Raw genomic sequence first — 23,614 nt, forward strand, 5'->3', positions numbered from 1 at the left:
GGAGAATATCATGGCCGGCGGTAAAGAGATAAAAACCAAGATCGGGAGTATTAACAATACTCAGAAGATCACCAGTGCAATGGAGATGGTTGCTGCGTCCAAAATGAAAAAGGCGCAGGAACGTATGGCTTCAAGCCGTCCGTATGCGGACAGCATTCGCAAGGTGATCGGCCATGTTGCCCATGCAAACCTAGAATACAAGCATCCGTATCTAGAAGATCGTGATGTGAAACGGGTTGGCTACATCGTCATTTCTACCGACCGTGGCTTGTGCGGTGGTTTAAACACAAACGAATTTAAAGCGGTTGTGAAACATGCCCAAGCGCAAAAAGAAAGCGGCGTAGAAGTAGACTTTGCAGCCATTGGCAACAAGGCTACGGGTTTCTTTAAACGCTTTGGAGGCCGTTTACTGGCACAAACATCGGGCCTAGGCGATAAGCCAAGCGTGAATGATGTGTTAGGGACTGTACAAGTGATGCTAGATGCCTTTGATGAAGGCAAATTAGATCGCTTGTTCGTGGTGTACAACAAGTTTGTTAACACCATGAAGCAAGAGCCAACGATAGCGCAATTGCTACCGTTGCCAAAAGCTGAGTCTCGTGATGAGGTTCAATCAGGTAGCTGGGACTATCTGTATGAACCTGATCCACAACCCATTTTAGAGTTGCTGATTCGTCGCTACGTAGAAGCAACCGTGTATCAAGGTGTGGTGGATAACATTGCCAGTGAACAGGCAGCGCGGATGGTGGCTATGAAAGCCGCTACCGACAACGCCGAAGACCTCATCGATCAGCTGCAATTGGTGTATAACAAAGCACGCCAAGCAGCGATTACGCAGGAAATTTCGGAAATTGTATCGGGCGCCGAAGCGGTTTAAGGCGAAGCTTGCAAGAATTTTAGAGTTAGAGGAAATGTCATGAGTCAAGGTAAGGTCGTGCAAATTATTGGCGCGGTTGTGGATATCGAATTTCCACAAACAGACGTGCCAAAGGTATACGACGCGCTGAAGGTGACCGACGGTGACCTCAAGGGTTTGACCTTGGAAGTTCAGCAGCAGTTAGGCGGTGGTATCGTGCGTACAATCGCACTTGGTACTACTGACGGTCTGCGTCGTGGAATTACCGTAGAAAATAGCGGCGAGCCAATCATGGTACCAGTGGGTAAACAAACCCTAGGTCGTATCATGAACGTATTGGGTGAGCCAATTGATGAAGCGGGTGAAATCGGTGAAGAAGAGCGTATGTCTATTCACCGTGCTGCACCTTCGTACGAAGAACAGTCAAGTGCTACTGAACTGTTAGAGACCGGCATCAAGGTTATCGACTTGATTTGTCCGTTCGCTAAGGGTGGTAAAGTTGGTCTGTTCGGTGGTGCGGGTGTAGGTAAAACCGTAAACATGATGGAACTTATCCGTAACATCGCTATCGAGCACAGTGGTTACTCAGTATTCGCTGGTGTAGGTGAGCGTACTCGTGAAGGTAACGACTTCTATCATGAGATGAAAGACTCAAACGTACTCGACAAAGTTGCACTGGTTTATGGCCAGATGAACGAGCCTCCAGGTAACCGTTTACGCGTAGCGTTAACAGGTTTGACCATGGCAGAGAAGTTCCGTGACGAAGGTCGTGACGTTCTGTTTTTCGTAGATAACATCTACCGTTATACCCTTGCTGGTACCGAAGTATCTGCATTGTTAGGTCGGATGCCATCTGCGGTAGGTTATCAGCCAACTCTTGCCGAAGAGATGGGTGTACTACAAGAACGTATTACTTCAACCAAAACTGGTTCAATCACGTCGATTCAGGCCGTTTACGTACCTGCGGATGACTTAACTGACCCATCACCAGCCACTACCTTTGCTCACTTAGATGCAACCGTAGTATTGTCTCGTGATATCGCGTCACTGGGTATTTACCCAGCGGTTGATCCATTGGATTCAACGTCACGTCAGTTGGACCCATTGGTTATCGGTAAAGAGCATTATGAGACTGCGCGTGGCGTTCAGTCAGTATTGCAGCGTTACAAAGAGCTGAAAGATATCATCGCAATCTTAGGTATGGACGAATTGTCTGAAGAAGACAAGATGACCGTATCTCGGGCGCGTAAAATTCAGCGCTTCTTATCGCAGCCATTCTTCGTAGCAGAAGTATTTACTGGCTCACCAGGTAAGTATGTGTCTTTGAAAGACACCATCGCTGGCTTTAAAGGCATCTTAAACGGTGATTACGACGACCTACCAGAACAAGCGTTCTACATGGTTGGTAGCATCGAAGAAGCAGTCGAAAAAGCCAAAAAAATGTAATAAACCGGGAGGTTTAAATGGCAGCTAAAACTGTACAGCTTGACGTGGTCAGCGCCGAAGAACGTTTGTTCTCTGGCGCCGTAGAGACCTTGCAAGTGACCGGTAGCGAAGGTGAGCTAGGTATTTATCCTGGTCACGCCCCTTTATTAACGACGATTAAACCAGGTATGGTTCGCGTAGTTAAAGAAGGTGGCGAAGAAGAAATCATCTACGTAGCCGGTGGTGTGCTAGAAGTGCAGCCTCACAACGTCTCGGTACTTGCTGACTCGGCAGTTCGTGGTGAAGAGCTTGATGAACAGCAAGCCCTTGATGCGAAGAAACGTGCTGAAGAAGCAATTGCAGATTCTGCCTCTGATTTAAGTTATGCAGAAGCAGCAGCTGAATTAGCTCGAGCGTTGGCACAACTGCAGATTATTCGCAAAATTCGCAAGTAATCAGCGCGCCTGCAATCTAAAGAAAATGAAAAGACCCGTAAATTTCGGTTTGCGGGTCTTTTTTTCGTCTGTTAATTTGTTGTAAACAGCTTTAAAATAGCTGCAGGCTTATAAAATAGAAACGGAAGGATTCATGTCTCTGAATGTGGTAGTTCTAGCAGCAGGTAAAGGCACCCGGATGCGCTCAGCGTTACCGAAGGTGTTACATCCCATCGCCCATAAACCCATGGTTCAGCATGTGATTGATACTGCGCATACCTTAGCGCCTACACATGTGCAGGTTATCTATGGCCATGGTGGCGATGTACTTAAGGAAAGGCTAGCCGGACAATCGTTAAATTTTGTTGAACAAGCGCAACAGCTAGGTACTGGTCATGCCGTGCAGCAGGTCGTGCCTTATGTGGCTGACGACGAAACTGTACTTATTTTGTATGGTGATGTACCGCTAACGCGCACAGAAACTCTGCAAGGCTTGTTGGATGCTGCGGCAACGACGGAGTTAGCGCTGCTCACCGTGACCCTACCCGACCCCACCGGCTATGGACGTATCATGCGTGATGCCAGTGGCGCGGTAGTAGGTATTGTTGAGCAAAAAGATGCCAGCCCAGAGCAGCTGGCTATTACTGAAGTAAACACCGGTATGATGGCGGTAAAAGGAGCAGCGTTAAAACGCTGGCTCGGCAATTTATCCAATGATAACGCCCAAGGTGAATACTATTTGACGGATATTGTCGCCATGGCCGCCGCAGAAGGCGTAGTGATTACCACGGCACAACCGCAAGCCATTAGCGAAGTGGAAGGTGCCAATAATCGGGTGCAGTTAGCCGGGCTAGAGCGTGCCTATCAAGCTCGCCAGGCTGAGCAACTGATGCTTAACGGTGCCACCTTAATGGATCCGGCCCGGGTTGATGTTCGCGGCGAGGTTATCATCGCGAATGATGTGGTGGTTGATGTTAACGTTATTTTTGAAGGCCGGGTTGAACTTGGCGAAGGCGTGGTTATCGAAAGCAACTGTGTGCTGCGTGATTGTAAGATAGGCGCAGGTTCTCGGGTAAAAGCGAACAGCCTGATTGAAGAAGCCGTACTTGCAGAAAATTGTGCTGTAGGCCCTTTTGCCCGTTTACGACCAGGTGCTGAGTTGGCTGAGGGCGCACAGGTAGGTAACTTTGTTGAGATTAAAAAGACTCGCATGGGGCAAGGCTCTAAAGCGAGCCATCTTACCTATTTAGGTGATGCAGAAATTGGCGCTGGAGTGAATATTGGCGCAGGCACTATTACTTGTAATTATGACGGTGTAAACAAACATCTGACAGAAATAGACGATGGTGCGTTTATTGGTTCAAATAGTTCGTTAGTGGCTCCGGTACGAATTGGTAAGCATGCTACCGTAGGTGCAGGCTCTACCGTAACGAAAAATATCGATGATCATGAGCTAGGTGTGGCCCGTGGTCAGCAACGGAACATCAGTGGCTGGCAACGCCCTGTAAAAAAAGGATAAGGACAATGTGCGGAATTGTTGGTGCAACCTCAGAGCGCCGTATTAGTGAAATCTTGATTGAAGGCCTAAAGCGGCTTGAATACCGTGGTTACGATTCGGCTGGTTTAGCCGTATTGAGCGAAGACGGACGCCTACAAAGTGTGCGTCGGACTGGTAAAGTCCAGGCACTCAAAGATGCGGTTGGCGAGCAACCGTTAGCCGGTACTGCTGGTATCGCTCACACGCGTTGGGCTACTCATGGTGGTGTCACAGAGGCAAACGCACATCCTCATATTTCTGAAGACTGTATTGCCGTAGTGCACAACGGTATTATCGAGAATCACGATAAATTGCGTGAGCAGTTAAAAGGATTGGGCTACACCTTTGCGTCTGATACTGACACCGAGGTGATTTGTCATTTGGTTCATCACGAGCGTAAAACTCATGCGGACTTATTCACTGCTGTACAAGCCGCAATCAAACAGCTTGAAGGGGCTTACGGCACTGTCATCATGGACTGTCGCGATCCTGGCAGACTTATTGTCGCGCGCTCAGGTAGCCCCTTGGTGATTGGGCTTGGTATTGGCGAAAACTTTGTCGCATCAGACCAATTGGCTTTGTTACCAGTAACCCGCAAGTTCATGTACCTTGAAGAAGGCGACATGGCAGATATTACGCGTACCGAGGTGAAGGTTTATGGCGCTGACGGTAACCGCGTTGAGCGTGATATTCACGAGTCTGACGGCAACTACGATGCTGGTGGAAAAGGCGATTATCGCCACTTTATGCTCAAAGAAATTCATGAACAGCCAAGTTCGGTGCGTAATGCTTTAGAGGGCAGAATTGTTGATGGCAAGATTGCTGAAGATGTTTTTGGTCATGGTTCATTAGAACTTTTAAAAGATATTCAGCATGTACAAATTGTGGCCTGTGGTACATCTTATCATGCAGGAATGGTAGCTCGCTATTGGCTAGAATCGATGGCTGGAGTTTCTTGTAACGTTGAAATCGCCTCAGAATTCCGTTACCGCACCTCTCATGTTCATCCAAATAGCTTATTAGTCACTATTTCACAGTCAGGTGAAACGGCTGACACCTTAGCGGCGCTACGTTTAAGTAAGGAGCTTGGTTACAAGGGCAGCTTAACTATATGTAACGTTTCTACCTCGTCAATGGTGCGTGAATCAGATTTAGCCTACATGACTCGTGCGGGTACGGAAATTGGCGTGGCATCAACGAAAGCTTTCACCACGCAGTTAGTTGGCTTGCTGATGTTAACTTTGGCTATTGGTCAGTACCGCGGCATGAACGAAGAGCAGCAAGCGGCCGTAATTAAGTCATTGAAAACATTACCGTCGAAGCTTGAAGAAGCCTTGCTGTTAAGTGATGCCATTGAAGCCTTAGCGCCAGAGTTCGCCGATAAATTCCATAGCTTGTTCTTAGGCCGTGGCACCCAATACCCCATTGCCATGGAAGGTGCGTTGAAGTTGAAAGAGATTTCATACATTCACGCTGAAGCCTACGCCGCTGGCGAACTGAAACACGGGCCTTTAGCACTGATTGACGCCGACATGCCGGTTATTGTGGTCGCGCCAAACGATGAGCTGTTAGAGAAGCTGAAATCAAACGTGGAAGAAGTACGCGCCCGTGGCGGAATCATGTATGTGTTTGCTGACAAAGACGCACACTTTAAAGGTGACGACAGCATGCGCGTGATCAACGTGACGCACTGTGATGAGCTGATTGCGCCAATTGTGTACACAGTACCGTTGCAACTACTCTCCTACTTCGTTGCCATTATTAAAGGCACCGACGTAGACCAGCCGCGCAACTTGGCTAAATCGGTAACGGTGGAGTAATTCCACCGTTTTACTGGTTGCTGATAAGCCTATCAAGTGGGCTAGCTGTGCCCGCATAATGTTGACCAATGACGTGTGTATAAATTTGAGTTGTACTCACGTCGTTGTGCCCTAGTAGGTCTTGCACTGTTCTAATGTCGCATCCCGCTTGTAATAAGTGGGTGGCAAACGAATGTCGAAACGTATGACAATTCACCTTTTTAAATATTTTCGCTGCCTTCACAGCAGGTTGTAGCGCCTTGCGAACCACGCTGTCATGCAAATGATGACGGCAAAGAACCCCAGAATATGGGTGCTTACATAGGCTCGTTGCCGGAAAGACAAACATCCATCCCGGTTGTTTATAAGCATTTGGATATTTTCTATCGAGCGCATTAACCATCGATGGGCCAAGTCCATTCTTGTTATCCTCGATCTGAACAGTTAAAGCCGTTTGAATGGCTTGTTGTAATGGTTCAATGAGTCTTTGGCTGAGAAGGGTTTGCCGATCTTTCCTGCCTTTACCGTCACGAATCGTAAGTGCAGCATGGCGCTCATTCGCCAACCAACTTAAAAAGGCCTTCACCTCTTCCGCTCCCATATCAATAGGATGTCGTTTTTTATGAAAATAGATAAACTGCCGTATCCAACCTAAATAAGATTTCTCAGTTTTTAAGCTATAGCCACGTAATCGCATATCAGCGCGAAGTTTTTCAATAAAAGGGCTCGCCATCATTAACATCCATGATTTTTGATAATCGTGAGTTAAGCATAATCGATCAATCGGCACGCTTCACGGTTCAAAGTCGCACACTTAAAGCTTGCATGTAGGATAAATATGTCCTATTTTCAATTACATAATTTAAACAAAAATAGTGTTACCAGGCGTAGTCGAACAGCAAAGTGTGCGTGCTTACTTTGCTGACAGTAAAAGGCGACTTTTTAGATGGTTTTTGTATTGTTTTTGATGAGTTACCAATTTAAACGAACGATTACGACATGTGCCAGCACACTACACAAATGTTATAAGCCATAGGAAACCACATTTGGCGATTCTATTTTTTACCGTATTTATTGCTACGTTTTGCTGGCTAGAGCTTCTTTATTTAGCTCTAAATCGCTTTGGAAAGGTAGCTACCGTAGGAGTCTCGGTACTGGGTGTTACTGCGGGTTTTTTGTACTCATATTATGGTGTAACAGATTACACAAGAGACACTAAAGCCGTCCCATTAGTGGTGTTCAGTATACTGGCCTATCTAATACCAGCAATCGTGTTGTATTTTATCGCTTTGTTTACAAAACATTTTAGTGTAAGTAGTAGGCATGCATGGGCAGCAGTTATTGGTTTTATTAACTGTTTTGTTTGGCCTTTCTTTGCCCTTGCACTTGGCTGTTACTCAGAGTTGGATTGCATTTAATGGCTTATAACAAATTGCTTAATTTCGTTCCGGCCACAAAAAGCGTGGCCTCCACTGGACTGCCTACGCTGCGCTGCGGCAGCCAATTAGCAAAGCGTTAGGCATTTCCATGAACGAAAAGATTAGTTTAGATAGCAAATACCTTGTTGAAATTCGTCTTGGGGAAAACCATGAGAAGGTTCATGCTGCTTGGCAAGACGATACTAATGAAGGTTTTCTGATTTGTTATGACATTAATTTATTATTTGATGATCAAACTATATTCTTGGTCAAACCATGTGAAATTGGGATTGCTGGTCGGTATCCCGGGATGGCGTTGTCATTGGAAAAAATTGAGTCAGTAAATTGTCAGTCGCCGTTCAATGCTTCGTGCCTTCCGATGAAAGTTGATGAAGTAATTCAAACAGATTACTTGGGTGAGGGCGCTGTAAATGAAATTATCCTTGTTCTAGTGAATAAATGCAGAATTATAATCAGGCATGTCTTTCCCCCCATGACAATGGGTGTAAAACTGGAGCAAAAAAATGCCTAACAAACCGCTTAAATTCGTTCCGGCCACAAAAAGCGTGGCCTCCACTGGACTGCCTACGCTGCGCTGCGGCAGCCAATTAGCAAGGCGTTATGTGGGGGCGCTGAGTAACGAGCATGGATAAATATTCCAAGATCGAAAAGTATGTTGTAGCGAGTGATGTTTGCAGCCGGGATGGAATCGGAATAGAGGTTTATTCTGGCAACAATATGCTTCTGGAAGTCTTTCGAGATGACACTAAAAAGACTAGAGAGGTGACTCTTTACAAAAAGGAGCTTGATCTTGAGCTCGTAGAGCAAGCAGTTGCACTATTCAAAAAGGAAATCCCGTGGGAATTTCAAGAATAACATCAGCTTACAAGTCGCCACATAACAAGGCCCAGCAGTTCGCAGCCTGCGGCTGCCGGACTCGCTACGCTCGCCGCTGTGGGCGGCGTTAGGCGGCAAGGACCGTTCAATGATTGTCCGCGAAATATTAGACTTCTTGTATACCTACGTACTCACTGCATGGTACTTCTACGCTGCACTGGTCGTTATAGTTCTAGCCATTGCTGTTCTGACGAGGCGTACTAAGCCGTCAATTGCGTCAAGCATTCCCGTTCTCGGAGATCATGTTAGTACTGTTCCATTCTTTATTGCAGATATCTGGCAAGGCCTCGCAAAAGGCCATGGCTTAGTGGCCCTGCATCAAGAAGCTATCAGACTTGAGGTCCAAATCGTTGACTCATTAACCGGACTAATAAAATTTAGGCATCAGATTGTGGAAGTTCCAATCAGAGATGTCGCATCGATTGCCATTAGATCCTACTTGTTTGGAACCTACACACTGCTTTGGTTGCAGGGAACGAGGATGGATACTTTCCAAAGCTTTCCAAGGTTGCGTGGCGGGCGATGCAGACTGCGAATCGCGCGTCGCGACCGACAGAACTGCGCAGCCTTCGTAGAGCACTTCGCAACCGTCAAGGCGTCTGGGCAAGTGGTGGCTGCCGCCTAACAATTCGTTCAAGCCGAACTTGTTTGGCTCTGCTACACAAGTCGGCTTAACTCGAGCGTTAGCACCACAACCCAAAGGAGAGAGAATGGACACTTTTAAAGCATCAGTACAATACAATGACATGAAAGGTAGCGCAGCGGCCGACCGCGCGGATAAAGAGAATGCAGCAAAGTGGCTAAAAGACAATGACTTGATCAGCGACGAAGAGTTCGTTGTGGGCGTCAAGATGTGGGCTGGAGAGAATCATGGCATCCATGATGATCCAGTTTACGTCACGTTTTTCGTGACCGACCTGCAAGGTCACCCTGATCTTCCTTCTTTGCTTGCTGCTAGCGGTGATGTGATAGAAGCAAGGCGTGTACGCGTGGATATGAACCTCGTTGACTTCTTCGGTCTGTTCAAGCGACTGGAAGTTACTTTATCGAATGGCGGCATGCTAGAAGGAAAGTCCTACCCGTATGAATAGGCAGTGTGCTAACAAACGCGTTAAATGCGACACTCGTACCTCGCGCGCTTTACGCGGGCGTTATGCATTCGAAGGGTATTTGATGAAATTTCTGTTATTGATTGCTTTACTCTTATCAAGCGTGGTGGCTAGGGCTGAAAATTTGTGTCCCGTTAACGAGGATGTTGCGCCAGATATGCGTATAGCTGAGTCTGATCTTACGAAGGAACGTGCGGAGAAGGCTGTCGAAAAAGTGCAGGGCATAGTTTCAGGGGCGGACTCAAAATATGAATGGATTACCGTTCCAAATTCATTAAAGATAATTGAAGGGTATATATTGAAGCGCGACGCTCTTAATGCAGAAGGGGTAATGGCTCAATATCACAAATCTCAGTTTTGTGAGTTTATGAAAACTCAGGCGTGGTGGTACGACTAAATGCATAACCAAGCCATAAAATACGCTCCCTGCGGTCGCCGGACGCTCGTTCCTCGCGCCGTTTATTGCGGGCGTTAGGTTCACATGAAACAGATAGCTCTAATTTTTGTACTAGCTTTTATTAGCAATCCTGTCAGCGCAAGCGAGCCAGACGAACTTTTTGGCTCGCTTACTGGCTTGTATTGGTGCATAAACAAAGAATTACCAACAGAGTTTGAGCAAATTAATAAAGGTCTGGGCTTTCAACTTCCACCAAATGCAAACCAAGCTAGTTATGAAAAGTGGCTGCTTAAGGTTAAATTGGTAACTGAAAACGATGGGGTTGTTGTGGTTCACCAGTCAGACAGCAAAATAGAATATTCAAAAGTAAAGTGCGAGTCGGTGGGCCTCAGCGACTGAACCTAACAAACCAAGTAAGCGGGACAATAACACGTGGGCTCCCGTCACTTCGTTCCGTATTTTAGCCCACGTGTTATTGCCCCTTCTTGGGGCGTTAGGAGCAAGGAGCAGCATTGAAACCTGAGATTTCTTTAGAAAAAGTATGGTTTGATGATGATCTGATCGAATTGAAAATTTCTGTCTGTAATGGTAAATCGATATTTACTAATAAAGTTTATGTTGGCAGTCATCAAATTTTAGAGTTGGTAAACGCACTTAATGTCTTTAAAAACCATTATTACGGTGGTTTAAAAGACATATTGCTGGGTCAGTTTGGTCGTGAATACGCCAACGGTGCTTTTTCTGCGAGGCTTCACTTTCCTAAGCCGGGGGCTTTGTACATAGCAACTCATCAGCAATCTGAATACTTTGAGTTCAAGGGACAGGAAGAGGCAAGCGAGGCGAAAATGTACTTAAAAACCGAGCCAGCCCTTTTAGATAACTTTATTCAGGAGCTAAAGGGGTTAAGCAATGGCATTAGTGATGTTGCAACGCTCGTTTGCACCTAACAATCCGCGTCATTCGGGGCCTGCGGCCCCTGCGACGCTCACACGTTCGCGCGCATGCGCGGGGCGTTATAAGGCATCAATCGAGTGAGAGCATACGAACTAGAAAAAGAAATTTGGTCAGAGGTAGACTTCAACTTGATGGGTTGGCATGACGCATCTATATGGTCAATGGTCTCCGATGCAAAACAATACGAATATTTATTAGACCTAGATTACATATTCAAATGGGTTCACCCGGAGGAGAATGAGACATACTTTAAATTTTGGGTCGCTCCGGTGACAATGGTTTTTGAAAATGCTTTTGATGTAAAAATTGACATTGAGTCACAGCAAGGCTTAATTGAAGTGGCGGATTTATACATGGAAAACCCCGAGCTAACACCCAATGGGAAATTCACGTCTCATACCTATCGCTTTGAGTGCCAAGAGGGTGAAATATCTCTTAAAGCAACTGGTTTTAAAATGTATGTGCGGCAAAAACCAAAACTTATTCAAGGTCAAAGCTTTGAATTACAAGAGCGTGGCGGTGTTAATTTCGGACGAGCGTGGAATGCCTTATAACAAGTCAATCAACTACGCGCCTTCGGCGCCGGATGCGCTAAAGCGCACCGGTTATTGAAGCGTTAAATGCCAAGGGAAGCTATGTGCAATTGCAAAGAACAACCCGCTTTAATTGATATCAGCAACAATCACTCTGATTTCAAATCAAAGCTAAACCAACTGGATGTTGGTAATTGGGTTTTGTTAATGCAATGTCCCGATTGCAAGCAACTCTACAAAGTCGATGAGTGGGATAAATATCAAACCTGCTATGCAGTAAAAATACCCTCATCCGAAAACTGGGAAGCATTTGATAGTGAGTCACTCATAAAAGATAAAATTGTTCAAAATCACGGCGGTCTTACCAACGAATCATGCATGTGGTCAGGCTGTGACATCAAGCAAGTAAAAGGTAGTGCTTACTGTGTTAACCATCTCTATTCTGGTGGAGCTCGTGCGTAAGCATTTAACAGGGCAAGGCAAAATCGCCCTGCGGGCTGGACGCGCTAACGCGCGCCTTTGCTTGCGGCGTTAGTTGCTAAGTGTATTCTGAGAGCTCCGTAGTGAAAAAAAGATTAGGCCTTGTTTTAATTGAAGTGCCGCTGATTGCCTCGATTATCATCAGGTTATTCGCTGGCGTTGTGGCTTATTACTACATTGGGAATGTCATTGAGGCAATTCAAAGTGAAGAGGTGGTTAGACGGGGCAATATTTACACTATGTTTGACAACCCGTCTTCGTACTTTATTCGGTTGTCACTTTATTCTCTGTGTGCTTTTGCTGGTTTCTGGTATGCAACTCTTGGTACAAAAGTAAAAAATGGCAACTAACAAGCGCCATCAAAAACGCGCCCGTTGGGCGCTCGACTCGCAACAAGTTGCTCGCGTTTGTGGCGGGCGTTATACGTTTTCGGAGTACTGAGTTGAAGCAACTTTCAATTAAGCCAAATTACTTGGTTAAAACCGATAATATTGGATTTCTATTTCCGGTTGTCTGGTCTTCAATCGCTCTAATTTGGGGCGTACTGTTCCACGAAGTGTCAGGTGCAATTTTCATATCAATAATGTCATTATTCTTTGTATGGTTAACTTACAAGCTGACTTCGTTCGTTTTAAGCTTTCAGCAGCATAGTGGTATCGTATCGAATGGGCATTATGATCAGGCTATTAAGTTTTTATGGTTTGTATCAGCGTTCGGTTTTCTTGTGTCTATAGCAAATGCCGTACTTTTTCAGCCAGAAAAACATATGTATTACCAAGCCGTATTTTCAATAGTCAGTTTTGGGTTTGCACTAGCCTCGGCGCGAAAATGGGGCTGTCACTATGTGGCTAAATGATATTTTAGCTAAAGCACGTATAACAAGGCGCAGCACTCGCGGCCTGCGGCCGCTGGGATGCCAACCGCTGCGCGGTCGTCACCCGTGTGCTTTGCGTTAGGCAGGTCAGTGCTATGGCATGGTTAGGAAGAAATGCAGTTTTTCTGATTAGCGGTTTCATCTTACTGCCAGCTGCTACATATGCACTATTAATGTGGTTAGCTTTTGGTTATGGTTTTGCTCGTGAACAATCCATATATGCAGTTTTAGTAGCACCGTTAATTTTGTCTTATTTTGCCGTATATATTTTATCTATTCGGTTTGCACTTAAACGGCTGAAGTTGTGCGGTAGTTACGGGTACTGGGATGTGTTGCCTGTTGTCTATTTTACAGCCCTATTTTTGTTTTTTTTCAGCGGTGGCTTGGGTTTTGATATCGCCTAACAATCGCCATCAAAAACGCGCCCTTTGGGCGCTCGACTCGCAACAAGTTGCTCGCGTTTGTTGCGGGCGTTAAGTGGCTTGGAGGCCGCATTTGATATTCGAATTCATTAGAAGCCTGTTTTCCTTCGACCTGCTGGTTGAGTTGAGTGAAAATAAAATCACAATGCAAAAATTTTCAACCGGGCAATTTATTGAAATTGAACCTTGGATATCGCTAGAAGGCGGGAAGGGAAAAGAAAAGATTAAGGCTATTGGTCGAGAAGCTAAATCGTTATCGGGGCCAACTATTCAGACAACGAACCCTTTTTCACACACTAGAAGTTTTATCGGAAATTTCACGCTGGCTGAAAAGATATTGCAGCATGGTATTTTTACTTTGAATAGCTCAAAGTTAAGAGCCGCGCCGAGAGTAATCATGCATCAACTAGAAAAAACTGATGGTGGGCTAAGCGATATAGAGGAGCGAGTCTTACGTGAACTTGCAAGTGGTATGGGAGCAAGGGAAGTTTTGATCCATACTGGCAGTAAAATCAATGTACGCGCACAGAGCTATGATGATATTAAAGCTAAAATCAAAGCCACTTAACAAGTTGCTTAATTTCGTTCCGGCCACAAAAAGCGTGGCCTCCACTGGACTGCCTACGCTGCGCTGCGGTAGCCAATTAGCAAGGCGTTAGGCGAACAAGGAGTGTTTTTTTTGATTCTTAGGTTTTTAATGATTCTCGCTGCGGCATTTTTCATGTCAGCGTGTACCACAGGAAAGCTCTATTACACCGAGCAATCTGGTAATCGTATTTTGGGTTGCGATGTGGAATTCGTTGGCCTTCCCAGCGTAGACAAATTTGCTGTCGAATATGCGTTAAGTCTTTGCGCTAAAAGTGTCGTCCATAAAGGTCATCAACTGGATGGCAATCAGCAATATCTCGTAAACCTAGACACATCAATTCCTGAGGCGCCATGTGGTCATGCTTGGAACCACGATCTAGCAAAAGCTAAATTTACAGAAGGCTTACTATCAAAGAAGCAATATGGTTATATTGTTGCTCACATAGATCTGGGGCTTGCGGTTGTAAATGAGTGTTCACCTAACAATGCGCAACACTCGCTCCCGTTGGTCGCTGGGACGCCAACCCGCTGCGCAGCTCGTCGCCCGTGTGCTTTGCGTTAGGTGTTTCTCAGGTTTGGAGTTCAAATGGGATTTAAGTTTTGGTTCGTTAGAGCATTAAAAGTATTTCTTGGAGTAGCAGCCTTACTTTTTATAGTTGAGTTGCTTAAACAGCACTCAGTTCAAGAAGCATTAATTTTTGCTTGTACTTGGTCATTGATTACAACAGCAGCGTTTATATGTTCAAGACTATATCAATCACGTAAAGGTGTAGAGTGTGCTTTGTGCAATGATATTCCAGACAAAAGTGATAAAAACACCTAACAAGAATTTAAAGCGGGACTGCTAACAGTTTGCTCGGTTTCGCTACGCTACACATTTTAGCAAACAATTAACAGCCCCTTAAATGGGCGTTAGAAATCATTATAGGTAGGTGTCAATGTTAGAGTTTTTTTTATCTGTTTCTGTCCATCTGGGATTTATTTCTCTTCTCCTTTTAATTCTAGCGAAAATGAAAAGAGTAACCATAAAACCAAAGTGGGCAGCCCTCTCTTTGGCGCTATTTTTGACTTATTTTGTTGTCCTTTTAACGGGTGGTGAAATAATTCCGGTCAATAAAATTATTCCTGATTTAAATTGGAATTGGGGTGGGAAAATCGCTGGAATTTTTCTATCGTTAGTAGTTTTATTTTTATTGATACGCTTTAATCGTGATTTTAAAGCTGCTGATGTAGGGTTTACTCTAAAGCAAAAAACAGGTTCATGTAAGCCTGCTTTTATTGCTACTATTTTATTTATATTATTACACCTAATACTTTCTGCTTTTTTAGGTGATGGTCCAGACTATGATGTTGAAGAATTATTATATCAAGCATTAATGCCTGGGCTAGACGAAGAACTTATGTTTAGAGGTCTTCTTTTATATACCTTCTCGTTCGCAATTATTTCTACTCGTTTTAATATACTTGGTGCACAAATCAATGTGGCAGGTTTGTTATTAGTTTTATTATTTGGCTTAGTCCACGGGATAATGTATAGCAGTGGTGAGTGGTATTTTTCTTTATTTACTGTGCTGCTTACAGGCTCTTATGGTTTTATTTTATTGTGGTTAAGAGAAAGAACAGGGAGTTTGATTTTTCCCATAATAGCCCATAATTTAGTTAATTTTTCAGGTCAGTTTGTTTGATTTCTAAAAATTAATATGCGGTTCTTTGGGTCCGCATCATTTAACTGTTAGGTGCTTATGCAAATGCTCTACAAAGTAAGGCTTATGTTTGAGTGGGGTGGTGGCTGCATATGGTGTGGCAATGATGCTGCACTCGAAAGATTTGATTTGGACCTATCGAAGAAAATTTATCGCTATCAGCGGGAACGCTTCAAGAACTCAACAAATTATCTACTTGGCACGACAAAGCGCTTAATTGGGATTATCCGCCTGACCCAAGTCCTTGGAGTCAGGCGGAATTTAAAGAGTTTGAGGCGGTCGCACTGTCCATGCACGCAAAATTGCAAGCAGAGCTTGGGCCGGGTTTCGAGGTAATTTATGAGTCAGTTCCGTGAATCAGCACCTAACAATCGCAGGCACAGCGACGATTTTTTCGTTGCGGCTTCGCCTTCACTACAAAACCGCGCGTGCTGCGGGCGTTATGCAAAAAGGACTCGATGTGGTTAAGAAGGTAGTTTTGATTTTTGTCGTTGTTCTAATACCTGCACTGGCTTGGTCGTATGCAAAGCCGATTAGGTTGCTTTTACCTAATTTAAATGGGATGCAATGTAACGGCGCAATTTGCGTCGAGGACCCCAAGAAAATAGATAAAGCAGCTGACCTGTATGAGTCCGCCGTAGCAAATCTAGCTGCTGTACGCATTTCTCTCAGCGCGAGCCCCAACTTCATTTACTGCTCTACTGCAGAGTGCTATGAGTCATTCGGAGGAGGCAGTGAGCGGGCCATTTCATATCCTTTTCTTGGTACGGTAATAGCTCCCGAGTCTTGGCAAAGTTACATCACTCAGCATGAATTGATTCATTGGTTTCAGTTTTCCGAAATTGGGGCAGTTTCGACCATGATGAAACCGAACTGGTTTAGAGAAGGCATGGCGTATGTGTACAGTGGCGCGCCGGAATCAGATATTCCTGAGCATTACCTACCCATGATGGCAAAATACAGAGACTGGCACTCAGGTAAATCTTGGTCTGAAGTAATTCATCAAGCAGGAGATCTCTGACATGTATAACCAAGCCATTAAGTTCACACACTTCGTGCGCCTGACCTCGTTTCACTCGGCCGCTTATGGCGGTCGTAAAATTTTTTGCCTAACCTCGCAGACTATGCTGTAATACGTTGTAGTCACTAGGTATGAGGGGCATAGTCATGAGCGTCACCACAGTTCGCCTTCAAGCAGAAGTTGAACAGCATCTGGAAGCAATCGCCAGCAGGCTACACCGTAGCAAAGGCTGGGTAATTAACCAGGCATTGTCGGAATACATAGAAAAGCAGCAGCTTGAGCAAGAGCGGTGGAAACAAACGTTAGAGGCAATGGAGTCTGCTGCCCAAGGCAAGGTTGTTGATGCCAGCGAGGTCCACAGTTGGCTTAATAGCTGGGGAACCGAAAACGAGCAAGATGCGCCGAGATCAGGTAAGTGAAGCTGGTTTACACGGACGAAGCCATTGATGATTTGAAACGCCTCAGGGAGTTCATTGCGGTGCACAGCCCGTCGTCGGCAGTCAGGATTGCCGCCGAACTGGTTGGCAAAGTCGAATTACTTCCAGACTTCCCCAAAATGGGCGCACCAGTTGAAATGGCACCGGTGCCTGACTCTGTTCGAGATATGGTTTTCGGAAAATACGTCGTTCGATATTCAGTTCATGCCAGTGCCATCATTATTCTCCGAGTGTGGCATGGTCTTAAGGGTGAACACAAAAACATATAAGTTAATCATTTAATCATTGGAGTAGTGATGCTTAAAAAATTACTGCAGCATGTGGGTGCGTTTGTAATAGTTATGCTAGCTTTTGCAATGCTCAGTTTACCGGCAATTGGCTTTACGTATTTACTGGCCTGGCTGCTAAGTTTCCTGTTTGATATCAATTTCGACAGTGCGATCACTCACGGTGTGCTCTTGGTACTAGCGGCTATTTGGACATTAGCTACCATCAATAGCAAAGAGGGCAGCGAAGAACTCTCCAACATGTTAACGTTGAAGCGTTAACAGATCAGCTGTCATAAAAACGTCATGTCGCACTGTTAGGTTGGCTGATTATCACAAATGAGATAAGTGAAACGATGACACAACAGTTAGTACGTGAAACGACGTTAGGCGGGGCCATTATTCTCGGGCTTGGCTCAATTTTGGGTACTGGAGCGTATGTGAGTGTCGGCTTGAGCGCTGAATTAGCTGGGCCAAATCTAGTTATTGCCATTATTCTGGCTGCATTTACGGCGTTATTTAATGGCCTAAGCTCGGCTCAATTAGCCGCGGTACATCCAGTAAGTGGTGGCACCTATGAGTATGGCTATAAGTTTCTTAACCCCACCGCAGGCTTAACCGCGGGCACCTTATTTGTGCTCGCAAAAAGCGCATCAGCCGCTACCGCAGCACTTGCTGTTGCATGGTATTTGCATGGCTATCTCAATACACTTGTAAACACCCCAGCTTGGACAATTCATGGGATTGCAGCGGGATTATTGTTGCTTTTTACTAGCTTTGTACTCAGTGGGGTACGCCGTACCAATGGGCTCAATGCTATTCTCGTAACCCTTAGCCTGATTGGTTTAGTGGTGTTTATTGTTGCTGCATACAGTGAACCTAGCCCACCATTGATTTTTACCGAAGCATCGTTACAGCAATACGATAATGGTGTGTTTTTTGCTGCTGCGCTGATGTTTGTAGCTTTTACCGGGTATGGCCGTATTGCTACTATGGGCGAAGAAGTGATGAACCCACGCCAGACTATTCCCAAAGCCATTGTGCTCACGTTGGCTATCATTAGTCTGTTGTACATAGCCGTCGGCCTAGCTATTTTGCATGTTAGCGGTGCCGAGAGTTTTGCTCAGAGTAACTTTAATATAGCCCAATTAGTGGAGCATTCGACCTGGCATGGAGTGATCGTGCTAGGCGGTATTGTAGCCATGTGTGGCGTTATTCTAAATCTAGTACTTGGCGTATCGCGGGTCGTCTTGGCTATGGGCCGCCGTGGCGATTTACCTCGCAGCCTTGCTCGTCTCGATAGCCAACAAAAATCAGCACCAGCTGCAACCTGGTTAACCTTTGCCGTGATGGCTTTGATTGCTCTCGTCGGCGGTATTGAAGCTGCATGGACATTGAGTGCTTTTACGGTCTTGGTCTATTATGGGTTAACTAATCTAGCTGCGCTTAAGATTCCGCAAGCACAGCGTTTTGTGCCTAAATGGGTGTCTTTTTTGGGCTTAATCGCTTGTCTTGGTTTGGCTGTTTTTATTCCCTGGCCTACCATTGTTCTAGGCACTTTTTTAGTGTTATGTGTTATCGTTTTAAAACGAATAACATCCATAACTAACGGTAGTCCATGAGCCATCACCATCATGATCACAGTAAAGATCTTTCTTCCGAACGGCTAGGCTGGGCCTTCGTTCTCAATTTCTGTTTTACTATCATCGAGTTTATTGGTGGGATATTAACCAATAGTACTGCGATTTTAGCTGATGCGGTACATGATTTAGGTGATAGCTTAGCCTTAGCGTTAGCTTGGGTACTCAATAAATTGGGGCGCAAGCAGGCTAATCCGCAATACACCTATGGCTACCGTCGGCTCAGCTTGGCGGGTGCTTTCATCAATGCGCTGGTGCTGATTGCTGGGTCTGTGTGGGTGCTCACCGAAGCTATTCCACGTCTGTGGGATCCGCAAATGCCTGTTACCGAGGGCATGATTGGCTTAGCGATTTTAGGCATAGCGGTGAATGGCTTTGCCGCTTATAAGTTATCAGCGGGCAAAACCTTAAATGAACGCGTGATTAATTGGCACCTACTAGAAGATGTTTTGGGTTGGGTTGCGGTACTGATTGTTGCCGTCGTATTGATGTTTGTTGAATGGCCTATTCTCGATCCATTGTTATCAGTAGCTTTTACGATTTTTATTTTAGTTAATGTAGTTCGTAACCTATTTCAGACGGCACGGCTGTTTTTTCAGGCCGCGCCAGACCAAAATACGATAAGCTCTGTTGAGCAACAACTGCGCCAGCTGGAGCAAGTAGAGGATGTGCATCATTTACATTTTTGGTCGTTAGATGGTGAGCATCATGTTTTAACTGCACATGTGGTCGTAGCTGTCGACTTAGATATAGCGCAGCGGCGCTTATTCAAACGACAAATTGATGCTGTACTGATGCCATTTGCATTGAGTCATACAACCATTGAATTAGAGTTTCCTGGTGAATTATGCCGTGACAACGAGTACCACGAGCATGAACACGAACACGAGCATCATCACCACCATTCACATTAAACCCAGTAGGTTTAGGAGGTAGGTATGTCGACGTCATTTCAAGGTAAAGTTGCTTTGGTTACCGGTGCCGGTTCAGGCTTAGGTGAAGCTATTGCTAAAGCCTTAGCGAGTAAAGGCGCGAAGGTGGTACTAACAGATATCAACCTAGCAGCAGCAGAACGAGTTACTAAGGCTATTCAGCAAGCCGGTGGTGATGCTACTGCTTTTCAGCAAGACACAGCAAAAGCCGAAGCTGCAGAGCAAGCGGTTAAGTTTGCCGAAGCCACTTACGGCGCATTACATTATGCCGTTAACAATGCGGGTATTGGTGGTGCTCAAGCGCCAGCGGGTGAGACCGATTTGGCTGAATGGCAGCGGGTGATTGATATCAATTTAAACGGTGTGCTGTATGGCATGAGATATCAAATACCTGCCATGCTTAAGGCTGGGGCTGAACACTGCGCTATTGTTAATATGGCATCTATCCATGGCATGGTGGCAGCACTTGGAAATGGTGCTTATACCGCCGCTAAACATGGGGTGGTGGGACTCACGAAAAACGCCGCAGCTGAATACGGCCCACAAGGCTTACGCATTAATTGTGTGGGCCCTGCCTACATAGACACACCATTATTAGAGAGTTTACCGCAAGAGTTACGCGATCAATTGGTGAGCCGGCACCCGCTAGGGCGTTTAGGCCGAGCCGATGAAGTTGCTCCGTTGGTATGCTTTTTATTGTCGTCTGAGGCATCTTTCATGACCGGTGGTTATTACTTGGTTGATGGTGGCTACACCAGTATTTAATGCTGTTAGCAACGGTCAGTCGTTACCGGTTAGAGTAACGACTGGCTATGCTAAGCGGGTCAACAAGACCCATGTTGTTGAGAAATTAAGCAAATCTAAATGCCAGCGGTAATAAAAAGACGACGACCGCCGCCCAAGCTACATAAAAGGGTATCAGTTTAATTTGCCACTGCTCCAACTGAACAAATCCTACTCGTGCTCGAATAAACAAGAAGTAATACCAGGCATAGCCGGCTAAACTAGTTAGCAACAATAAGTTTGCCCCTAAAACGGCGATTCTATTGGGAGTCAGACCGAGCTCTAAAATGCGGCCACCTATTGCCAAGAGGGCCAGAAGGTCAACACACAATGCTGTCGCAACTAGCAGCAATTGCAAATAATCAAAGAGACTAGGGCCTTGTGCAGGCGCTTTTGAACTGACACTGTAGAGCACTAATCCAAGTACCAGAATCAGCATCATATTTAACCCTAACAGTACATCTCGTTCTAAATTGAAGCCTTTGCCGGTGACGAGCATCACCATTAAAAAGACACTTAACAGCAGCGTAAACAAAGGAGTAAAGATCCGAGCAAGCACCGGTGCCATCGTCTCTATCGCCCCTTGTTTTGCGCCTACTAGATAGCCTACGATGACCACCGCGCCCATAGCTCCACAAGGAATGATCCATTGACTGGCGAACCATTCCACATCAATGTCAATAAACGAGAAGATACCTATGGTAAATGCTGTTAAAACGGCTCCGCCTAACGCAACAAGCACAAAATAAATAAAGTATTCGCCCGAGAAGCGGATAAAATCCATCTGCTTGGCATCCGAACGCCACCAGTTTCCGCTGTAGGTGACACCTACCATAAACCACAACAACAGTGGCAAATGCAGCATGGCCAAGACAGCCGTATCACCACCAGGTTGCCACGGCATAGCATTCATATAGATAGCCGCAAACAGGGTACAACTACCGACAAACAGCCAGCCCCGTTGCCCCAGCTGCCGTTCAATAACCCAATAGGCTGCTAACATGGGCAAGCAAAACAATGAAATATTATAGGCAAAAAACCATTCATGAGATGCCATGGATACCCCAAATAAAAGGGGAGCTTTAATGGCTATGGCTGCTACCAGCGCTAACAGCAATACCGTCAGTAGAGAAGCCGAACTAGTCGCAGGGCTAAAGACAAGATTTCGCCATAATCGGCCCGCATGGACCTCCGCAAATTCATGCGAAATAGCTGCGATTTGACCGAGCCGTTTGGTGGCGACTAAAAAGGCTTCGTCGGCTGCTAAACCGGCACCGATGAGTGCGTCGATTTCATCGCGTAAATGGCTTTCTAATTCATCCGCATCTTCTTCTTGAATGGCCGATTGGCGTAATAAATAGCGTCGCCATTCAGCAATATTTTGGGTCAGAACAAGATGGTCATCAGGCGGGTTGGAAGTCATAAGGATTATTCCATAATGTGTTAAGGGCGTTGTTGATCAGCTGCCATTGTTGGCGCTGTTCAAGAATGGCTTGTTTGCCAAGGTCAGTAATGGCGTAGTATTTACGTTTTCTGCCGCTGTCAGCTAAGCGCCACCGGGCTACCAGGTAACCTTGTTTTTCTAACCGATGTAATAAGGGGTACATCATGCCGTCAGTCCAAGTGAGAATGCCGCCAGATAGCTCTTCAACGCGCTTAACGATTTCATAGCCGTAAGTTTCACCTTCAGCAATCACGCCTAACACAATAGGAGTGGATGATGCCGCCATCAGATCTTTGGATAAGTTCATAAGCAACCTAATGAGTAAAAGTAAATGTTTATACCTAGAACCTCTAGGTATAAATTCTATACCTAGATCTGTTATGTATGCAAGAACTATCATTTACTGCTAGGTTTATGTATTAGTACTTATTGATAAATCAGAAGAAAGGAGCGTGCTATGGGCTTTTTATGGTTTTTATTGGTAGGCATTATTGCCGGTTGGCTAGCAGGTACCTTAATCAAAGGAGGCGGTTTTGGGTTGTTAGGCAATATGGTGATAGGTATTATTGGTGCCATGATTGGCGGCTTTTTGTTCAACGCACTTGGTGTTGCTAGTGGCGGTGGCATCATTTGGAGTATTGTGGTGGCAACAGTCGGGGCGGTGGTGTTGCTGATTATTGTGCGTGCCCTTAAAAAGGCTTAGTTAGGTTAAGCGGGTCACCCTAGCTAGGCTTCTTTTCGAGCTGTGCTAGGGCGACGTTTTGCTGCAACTCGTTAGGTTGTTAGCTTATCTTGCGTGCGCAGCTCAAAATCGCTGGCATCGTGGCGTTCATGCAACTGCTTATGCAATTCTCCCCACGTTTTGTTGACGATACGACCGCGCTGCACTGCTGGGCGTTGTGCGATTTGTTCAGCCCAGCGTAAAACATGTTGATAGGTATGAGCTTCTATAAACTCTGCAGCATCATAAACTTGGTTGGTGACTAAGGCACCATACCAAGGCCAAATAGCCATATCGGCGATACTATATTCAGCGCCCGCCACATAGGGATGCAAGGCCAATTGCTTATCTAAAACATCAAGCTGCCGCTTTACTTCCATCGTGTAGCGATTGATCGGGTATTCAAATTTTTCTGGTGCGTAGGCATAAAAATGCCCAAAACCGCCACCTAGAATAGGTGCGCTAGCCATTTGCCAAAACAACCAGTTAAGCGTTTCCGTTCGTGCAGCGGGTTGTTTAGGTAAGAAAGCATCAAACTTTTCAGCAAGATACAATAAAATCGAACCACTCTCGAAAACTCGTGTGGGTGGTGTGGTCGAGGTATCTAAAAGTGCTGGGATTTTTGAGTTTGGATTCACCTCGACAAAGCCACTGCTGAACTGTTCACCTTCAAGAATTTGAATCAAATGAGCATCGTATTCGGCGGCTTGAATGCCCTGCTCAATTAATTCTTCCAGCATAATAGTGACTTTCACGCCGTTGGGTGTAGCTAGCGAGTAAAGCTGTAGGGGATGCTTACCACGAGGCAGCTCAGCTTGGTGAGTGGCGCCGGCCTGAGGGCGATTAATACTAGCAAACTTGCCACCGCTTGCTTGATCCCATTGCCACACTTTAGGTGGTGTATAAGATTGGGTCATACCATACTCCTTGTTATGCAGAGAATG

General features: G+C 45.5%; 33 protein-coding genes. 29 read left to right on the forward strand and 4 right to left on the reverse strand.

Annotated features, from left to right (window positions below):
• Nucleotides 1–10: 10 nt before the first annotated feature.
• The 5 genes from atpG to glmS all read left to right on the forward strand — a co-directional run bounded on the left by atpG (nt 11) and on the right by glmS (nt 6,072).
• Nucleotides 11–877, forward strand: a complete 867-nt coding sequence (atpG, locus tag KGF88_RS11800; protein ID WP_153826496.1) for a F0F1 ATP synthase subunit gamma — start codon at nt 11–13, stop codon at nt 875–877.
• A gap of 39 nt (nt 878–916) precedes the next feature.
• A complete protein-coding gene (atpD, locus tag KGF88_RS11805) occupies nt 917–2,302 on the forward strand; it encodes a F0F1 ATP synthase subunit beta (protein ID WP_110075783.1) in 1,386 nt (461 codons plus the stop codon).
• A 17-nt stretch (nt 2,303–2,319) separates the two neighbouring features.
• Nucleotides 2,320–2,736 (forward strand): F0F1 ATP synthase subunit epsilon, encoded by a 417-nt coding sequence (locus tag KGF88_RS11810; RefSeq protein WP_110075784.1) that lies wholly within the window; start codon nt 2,320–2,322, stop codon nt 2,734–2,736.
• A gap of 133 nt (nt 2,737–2,869) precedes the next feature.
• Nucleotides 2,870–4,234 carry a bifunctional UDP-N-acetylglucosamine diphosphorylase/glucosamine-1-phosphate N-acetyltransferase GlmU gene (glmU, locus tag KGF88_RS11815; RefSeq protein ID WP_110075785.1) on the forward strand — a complete coding sequence of 455 codons (1,365 nt, stop codon included), beginning with the start codon at nt 2,870–2,872 and terminating at the stop codon, nt 4,232–4,234.
• A gap of 5 nt (nt 4,235–4,239) precedes the next feature.
• Nucleotides 4,240–6,072, forward strand: coding sequence for a glutamine--fructose-6-phosphate transaminase (isomerizing) (glmS, locus tag KGF88_RS11820; protein ID WP_153826495.1), 1,833 nt, complete (start codon nt 4,240–4,242; stop codon nt 6,070–6,072).
• A gap of 10 nt (nt 6,073–6,082) precedes the next feature.
• On the opposite strand, the gene KGF88_RS11825 is transcribed toward glmS, so the two are convergent.
• The gene (locus tag KGF88_RS11825) at nt 6,083–6,787 is read right to left on the reverse strand and encodes a tyrosine-type recombinase/integrase (RefSeq protein ID WP_153826599.1); all 705 of its coding nucleotides are present in this window, start codon (nt 6,785–6,787) and stop codon (nt 6,083–6,085) included.
• A gap of 310 nt (nt 6,788–7,097) precedes the next feature.
• Here KGF88_RS11825 and KGF88_RS11830 point away from each other — a divergent pair, with 310 nt between their 5' ends.
• From KGF88_RS11830 to KGF88_RS11940, 23 genes are all read left to right on the forward strand, one after another.
• Nucleotides 7,098–7,469 (forward strand): hypothetical protein, encoded by a 372-nt coding sequence (locus KGF88_RS11830; protein ID WP_153827397.1) that lies wholly within the window; start codon nt 7,098–7,100, stop codon nt 7,467–7,469.
• A gap of 109 nt (nt 7,470–7,578) precedes the next feature.
• Nucleotides 7,579–8,001 carry a hypothetical protein gene (locus KGF88_RS11835; RefSeq protein WP_153827398.1) on the forward strand — a complete coding sequence of 141 codons (423 nt, stop codon included), beginning with the start codon at nt 7,579–7,581 and terminating at the stop codon, nt 7,999–8,001.
• 113 nt (nt 8,002–8,114) lie between these two features.
• Nucleotides 8,115–8,345, forward strand: coding sequence for a hypothetical protein (locus KGF88_RS11840; protein WP_153827399.1), 231 nt, complete (start codon nt 8,115–8,117; stop codon nt 8,343–8,345).
• Nucleotides 8,346–9,076: 731 nt separating this feature from the next.
• On the forward strand, nt 9,077–9,457 hold the full coding sequence (locus tag KGF88_RS11845) for a hypothetical protein (RefSeq protein WP_153827400.1): 381 nt from the start codon (nt 9,077–9,079) through the stop codon (nt 9,455–9,457).
• 82 nt (nt 9,458–9,539) lie between these two features.
• Nucleotides 9,540–9,872, forward strand: coding sequence for a hypothetical protein (locus tag KGF88_RS11850; protein ID WP_110077040.1), 333 nt, complete (start codon nt 9,540–9,542; stop codon nt 9,870–9,872).
• Between the two features lie 84 nt (nt 9,873–9,956).
• Nucleotides 9,957–10,271 carry a hypothetical protein gene (locus tag KGF88_RS11855; protein ID WP_153827401.1) on the forward strand — a complete coding sequence of 105 codons (315 nt, stop codon included), beginning with the start codon at nt 9,957–9,959 and terminating at the stop codon, nt 10,269–10,271.
• Nucleotides 10,272–10,384: 113 nt separating this feature from the next.
• Nucleotides 10,385–10,819, forward strand: coding sequence for a hypothetical protein (locus tag KGF88_RS11860; protein ID WP_110077047.1), 435 nt, complete (start codon nt 10,385–10,387; stop codon nt 10,817–10,819).
• An 84-nt stretch (nt 10,820–10,903) separates the two neighbouring features.
• Entirely contained in the window at nt 10,904–11,380 is a 477-nt protein-coding gene (locus KGF88_RS11865) for a hypothetical protein (RefSeq protein ID WP_092842131.1), read from the forward strand.
• A 66-nt stretch (nt 11,381–11,446) separates the two neighbouring features.
• Entirely contained in the window at nt 11,447–11,821 is a 375-nt protein-coding gene (locus KGF88_RS11870; protein ID WP_219968266.1) for a metal-binding protein, read from the forward strand.
• A 101-nt stretch (nt 11,822–11,922) separates the two neighbouring features.
• Complete coding sequence (locus KGF88_RS11875; RefSeq protein ID WP_153827422.1) at nt 11,923–12,189, forward strand: hypothetical protein; 267 nt, start codon at nt 11,923–11,925, stop codon at nt 12,187–12,189.
• 92 nt (nt 12,190–12,281) lie between these two features.
• A complete protein-coding gene (locus tag KGF88_RS11880) occupies nt 12,282–12,695 on the forward strand; it encodes a hypothetical protein (RefSeq protein ID WP_153827421.1) in 414 nt (137 codons plus the stop codon).
• Between the two features lie 113 nt (nt 12,696–12,808).
• Nucleotides 12,809–13,117, forward strand: coding sequence for a hypothetical protein (locus KGF88_RS11885; protein ID WP_153827420.1), 309 nt, complete (start codon nt 12,809–12,811; stop codon nt 13,115–13,117).
• 91 nt (nt 13,118–13,208) lie between these two features.
• A complete protein-coding gene (locus tag KGF88_RS11890; RefSeq protein ID WP_228759599.1) occupies nt 13,209–13,703 on the forward strand; it encodes a rod shape-determining protein in 495 nt (164 codons plus the stop codon).
• Nucleotides 13,704–13,814: 111 nt separating this feature from the next.
• Nucleotides 13,815–14,285, forward strand: a complete 471-nt coding sequence (locus tag KGF88_RS11895) for a hypothetical protein (protein ID WP_238387597.1) — start codon at nt 13,815–13,817, stop codon at nt 14,283–14,285.
• A 24-nt stretch (nt 14,286–14,309) separates the two neighbouring features.
• Nucleotides 14,310–14,546 carry a hypothetical protein gene (locus KGF88_RS11900; RefSeq protein WP_153827412.1) on the forward strand — a complete coding sequence of 79 codons (237 nt, stop codon included), beginning with the start codon at nt 14,310–14,312 and terminating at the stop codon, nt 14,544–14,546.
• A gap of 115 nt (nt 14,547–14,661) precedes the next feature.
• Complete coding sequence (locus KGF88_RS11905; RefSeq protein ID WP_153827413.1) at nt 14,662–15,408, forward strand: CPBP family intramembrane glutamic endopeptidase; 747 nt, start codon at nt 14,662–14,664, stop codon at nt 15,406–15,408.
• A 370-nt stretch (nt 15,409–15,778) separates the two neighbouring features.
• Nucleotides 15,779–16,447, forward strand: a complete 669-nt coding sequence (locus KGF88_RS11910) for a hypothetical protein (protein WP_257119936.1) — start codon at nt 15,779–15,781, stop codon at nt 16,445–16,447.
• A gap of 146 nt (nt 16,448–16,593) precedes the next feature.
• Nucleotides 16,594–16,866 (forward strand): CopG family ribbon-helix-helix protein, encoded by a 273-nt coding sequence (locus KGF88_RS11915; RefSeq protein WP_054640921.1) that lies wholly within the window; start codon nt 16,594–16,596, stop codon nt 16,864–16,866.
• The gene (locus KGF88_RS11920; RefSeq protein WP_162014619.1) at nt 16,863–17,153 is read left to right on the forward strand and encodes a type II toxin-antitoxin system RelE/ParE family toxin; all 291 of its coding nucleotides are present in this window, start codon (nt 16,863–16,865) and stop codon (nt 17,151–17,153) included. The genes KGF88_RS11915 and KGF88_RS11920 overlap by 4 nt, the downstream gene beginning before the upstream one ends.
• A 27-nt stretch (nt 17,154–17,180) precedes the next feature.
• Nucleotides 17,181–17,432, forward strand: a complete 252-nt coding sequence (locus KGF88_RS11925) for a hypothetical protein (RefSeq protein WP_110076827.1) — start codon at nt 17,181–17,183, stop codon at nt 17,430–17,432.
• Between the two features lie 74 nt (nt 17,433–17,506).
• Complete coding sequence (locus KGF88_RS11930) at nt 17,507–18,772, forward strand: APC family permease (protein WP_153827165.1); 1,266 nt, start codon at nt 17,507–17,509, stop codon at nt 18,770–18,772.
• On the forward strand, nt 18,769–19,704 hold the full coding sequence (locus KGF88_RS11935; RefSeq protein WP_153827166.1) for a cation diffusion facilitator family transporter: 936 nt from the start codon (nt 18,769–18,771) through the stop codon (nt 19,702–19,704). Before KGF88_RS11930 ends, KGF88_RS11935 begins: the two co-directional genes overlap by 4 nt.
• A 24-nt stretch (nt 19,705–19,728) precedes the next feature.
• Complete coding sequence (locus tag KGF88_RS11940) at nt 19,729–20,487, forward strand: SDR family NAD(P)-dependent oxidoreductase (RefSeq protein ID WP_110076824.1); 759 nt, start codon at nt 19,729–19,731, stop codon at nt 20,485–20,487.
• An 85-nt stretch (nt 20,488–20,572) separates the two neighbouring features.
• Here the strand turns inward: KGF88_RS11940 and KGF88_RS11945 are convergent, their stop codons facing one another.
• A complete protein-coding gene (locus tag KGF88_RS11945; RefSeq protein WP_153827167.1) occupies nt 20,573–21,928 on the reverse strand; it encodes a permease prefix domain 1-containing protein in 1,356 nt (451 codons plus the stop codon).
• Nucleotides 21,909–22,256, reverse strand: coding sequence for a PadR family transcriptional regulator (locus KGF88_RS11950; RefSeq protein WP_153827168.1), 348 nt, complete (start codon nt 22,254–22,256; stop codon nt 21,909–21,911). Before KGF88_RS11950 ends, KGF88_RS11945 begins: the two co-directional genes overlap by 20 nt.
• Nucleotides 22,257–22,406: 150 nt before the next feature.
• Here KGF88_RS11950 and KGF88_RS11955 point away from each other — a divergent pair, with 150 nt between their 5' ends.
• Nucleotides 22,407–22,652, forward strand: coding sequence for a GlsB/YeaQ/YmgE family stress response membrane protein (locus KGF88_RS11955; RefSeq protein WP_153827169.1), 246 nt, complete (start codon nt 22,407–22,409; stop codon nt 22,650–22,652).
• Between the two features lie 71 nt (nt 22,653–22,723).
• On the opposite strand, the gene yghU is transcribed toward KGF88_RS11955, so the two are convergent.
• The gene (gene yghU / locus KGF88_RS11960; RefSeq protein WP_110076820.1) at nt 22,724–23,587 is read right to left on the reverse strand and encodes a glutathione-dependent disulfide-bond oxidoreductase; all 864 of its coding nucleotides are present in this window, start codon (nt 23,585–23,587) and stop codon (nt 22,724–22,726) included.
• Nucleotides 23,588–23,614: the final 27 nt, after the last annotated feature.

Source organism: Idiomarina loihiensis, from assembly GCF_024584785.1.
In the GTDB taxonomy this organism is placed as follows: Bacteria; Pseudomonadota; Gammaproteobacteria; order Enterobacterales; family Alteromonadaceae; genus Pseudidiomarina; species Pseudidiomarina fusca.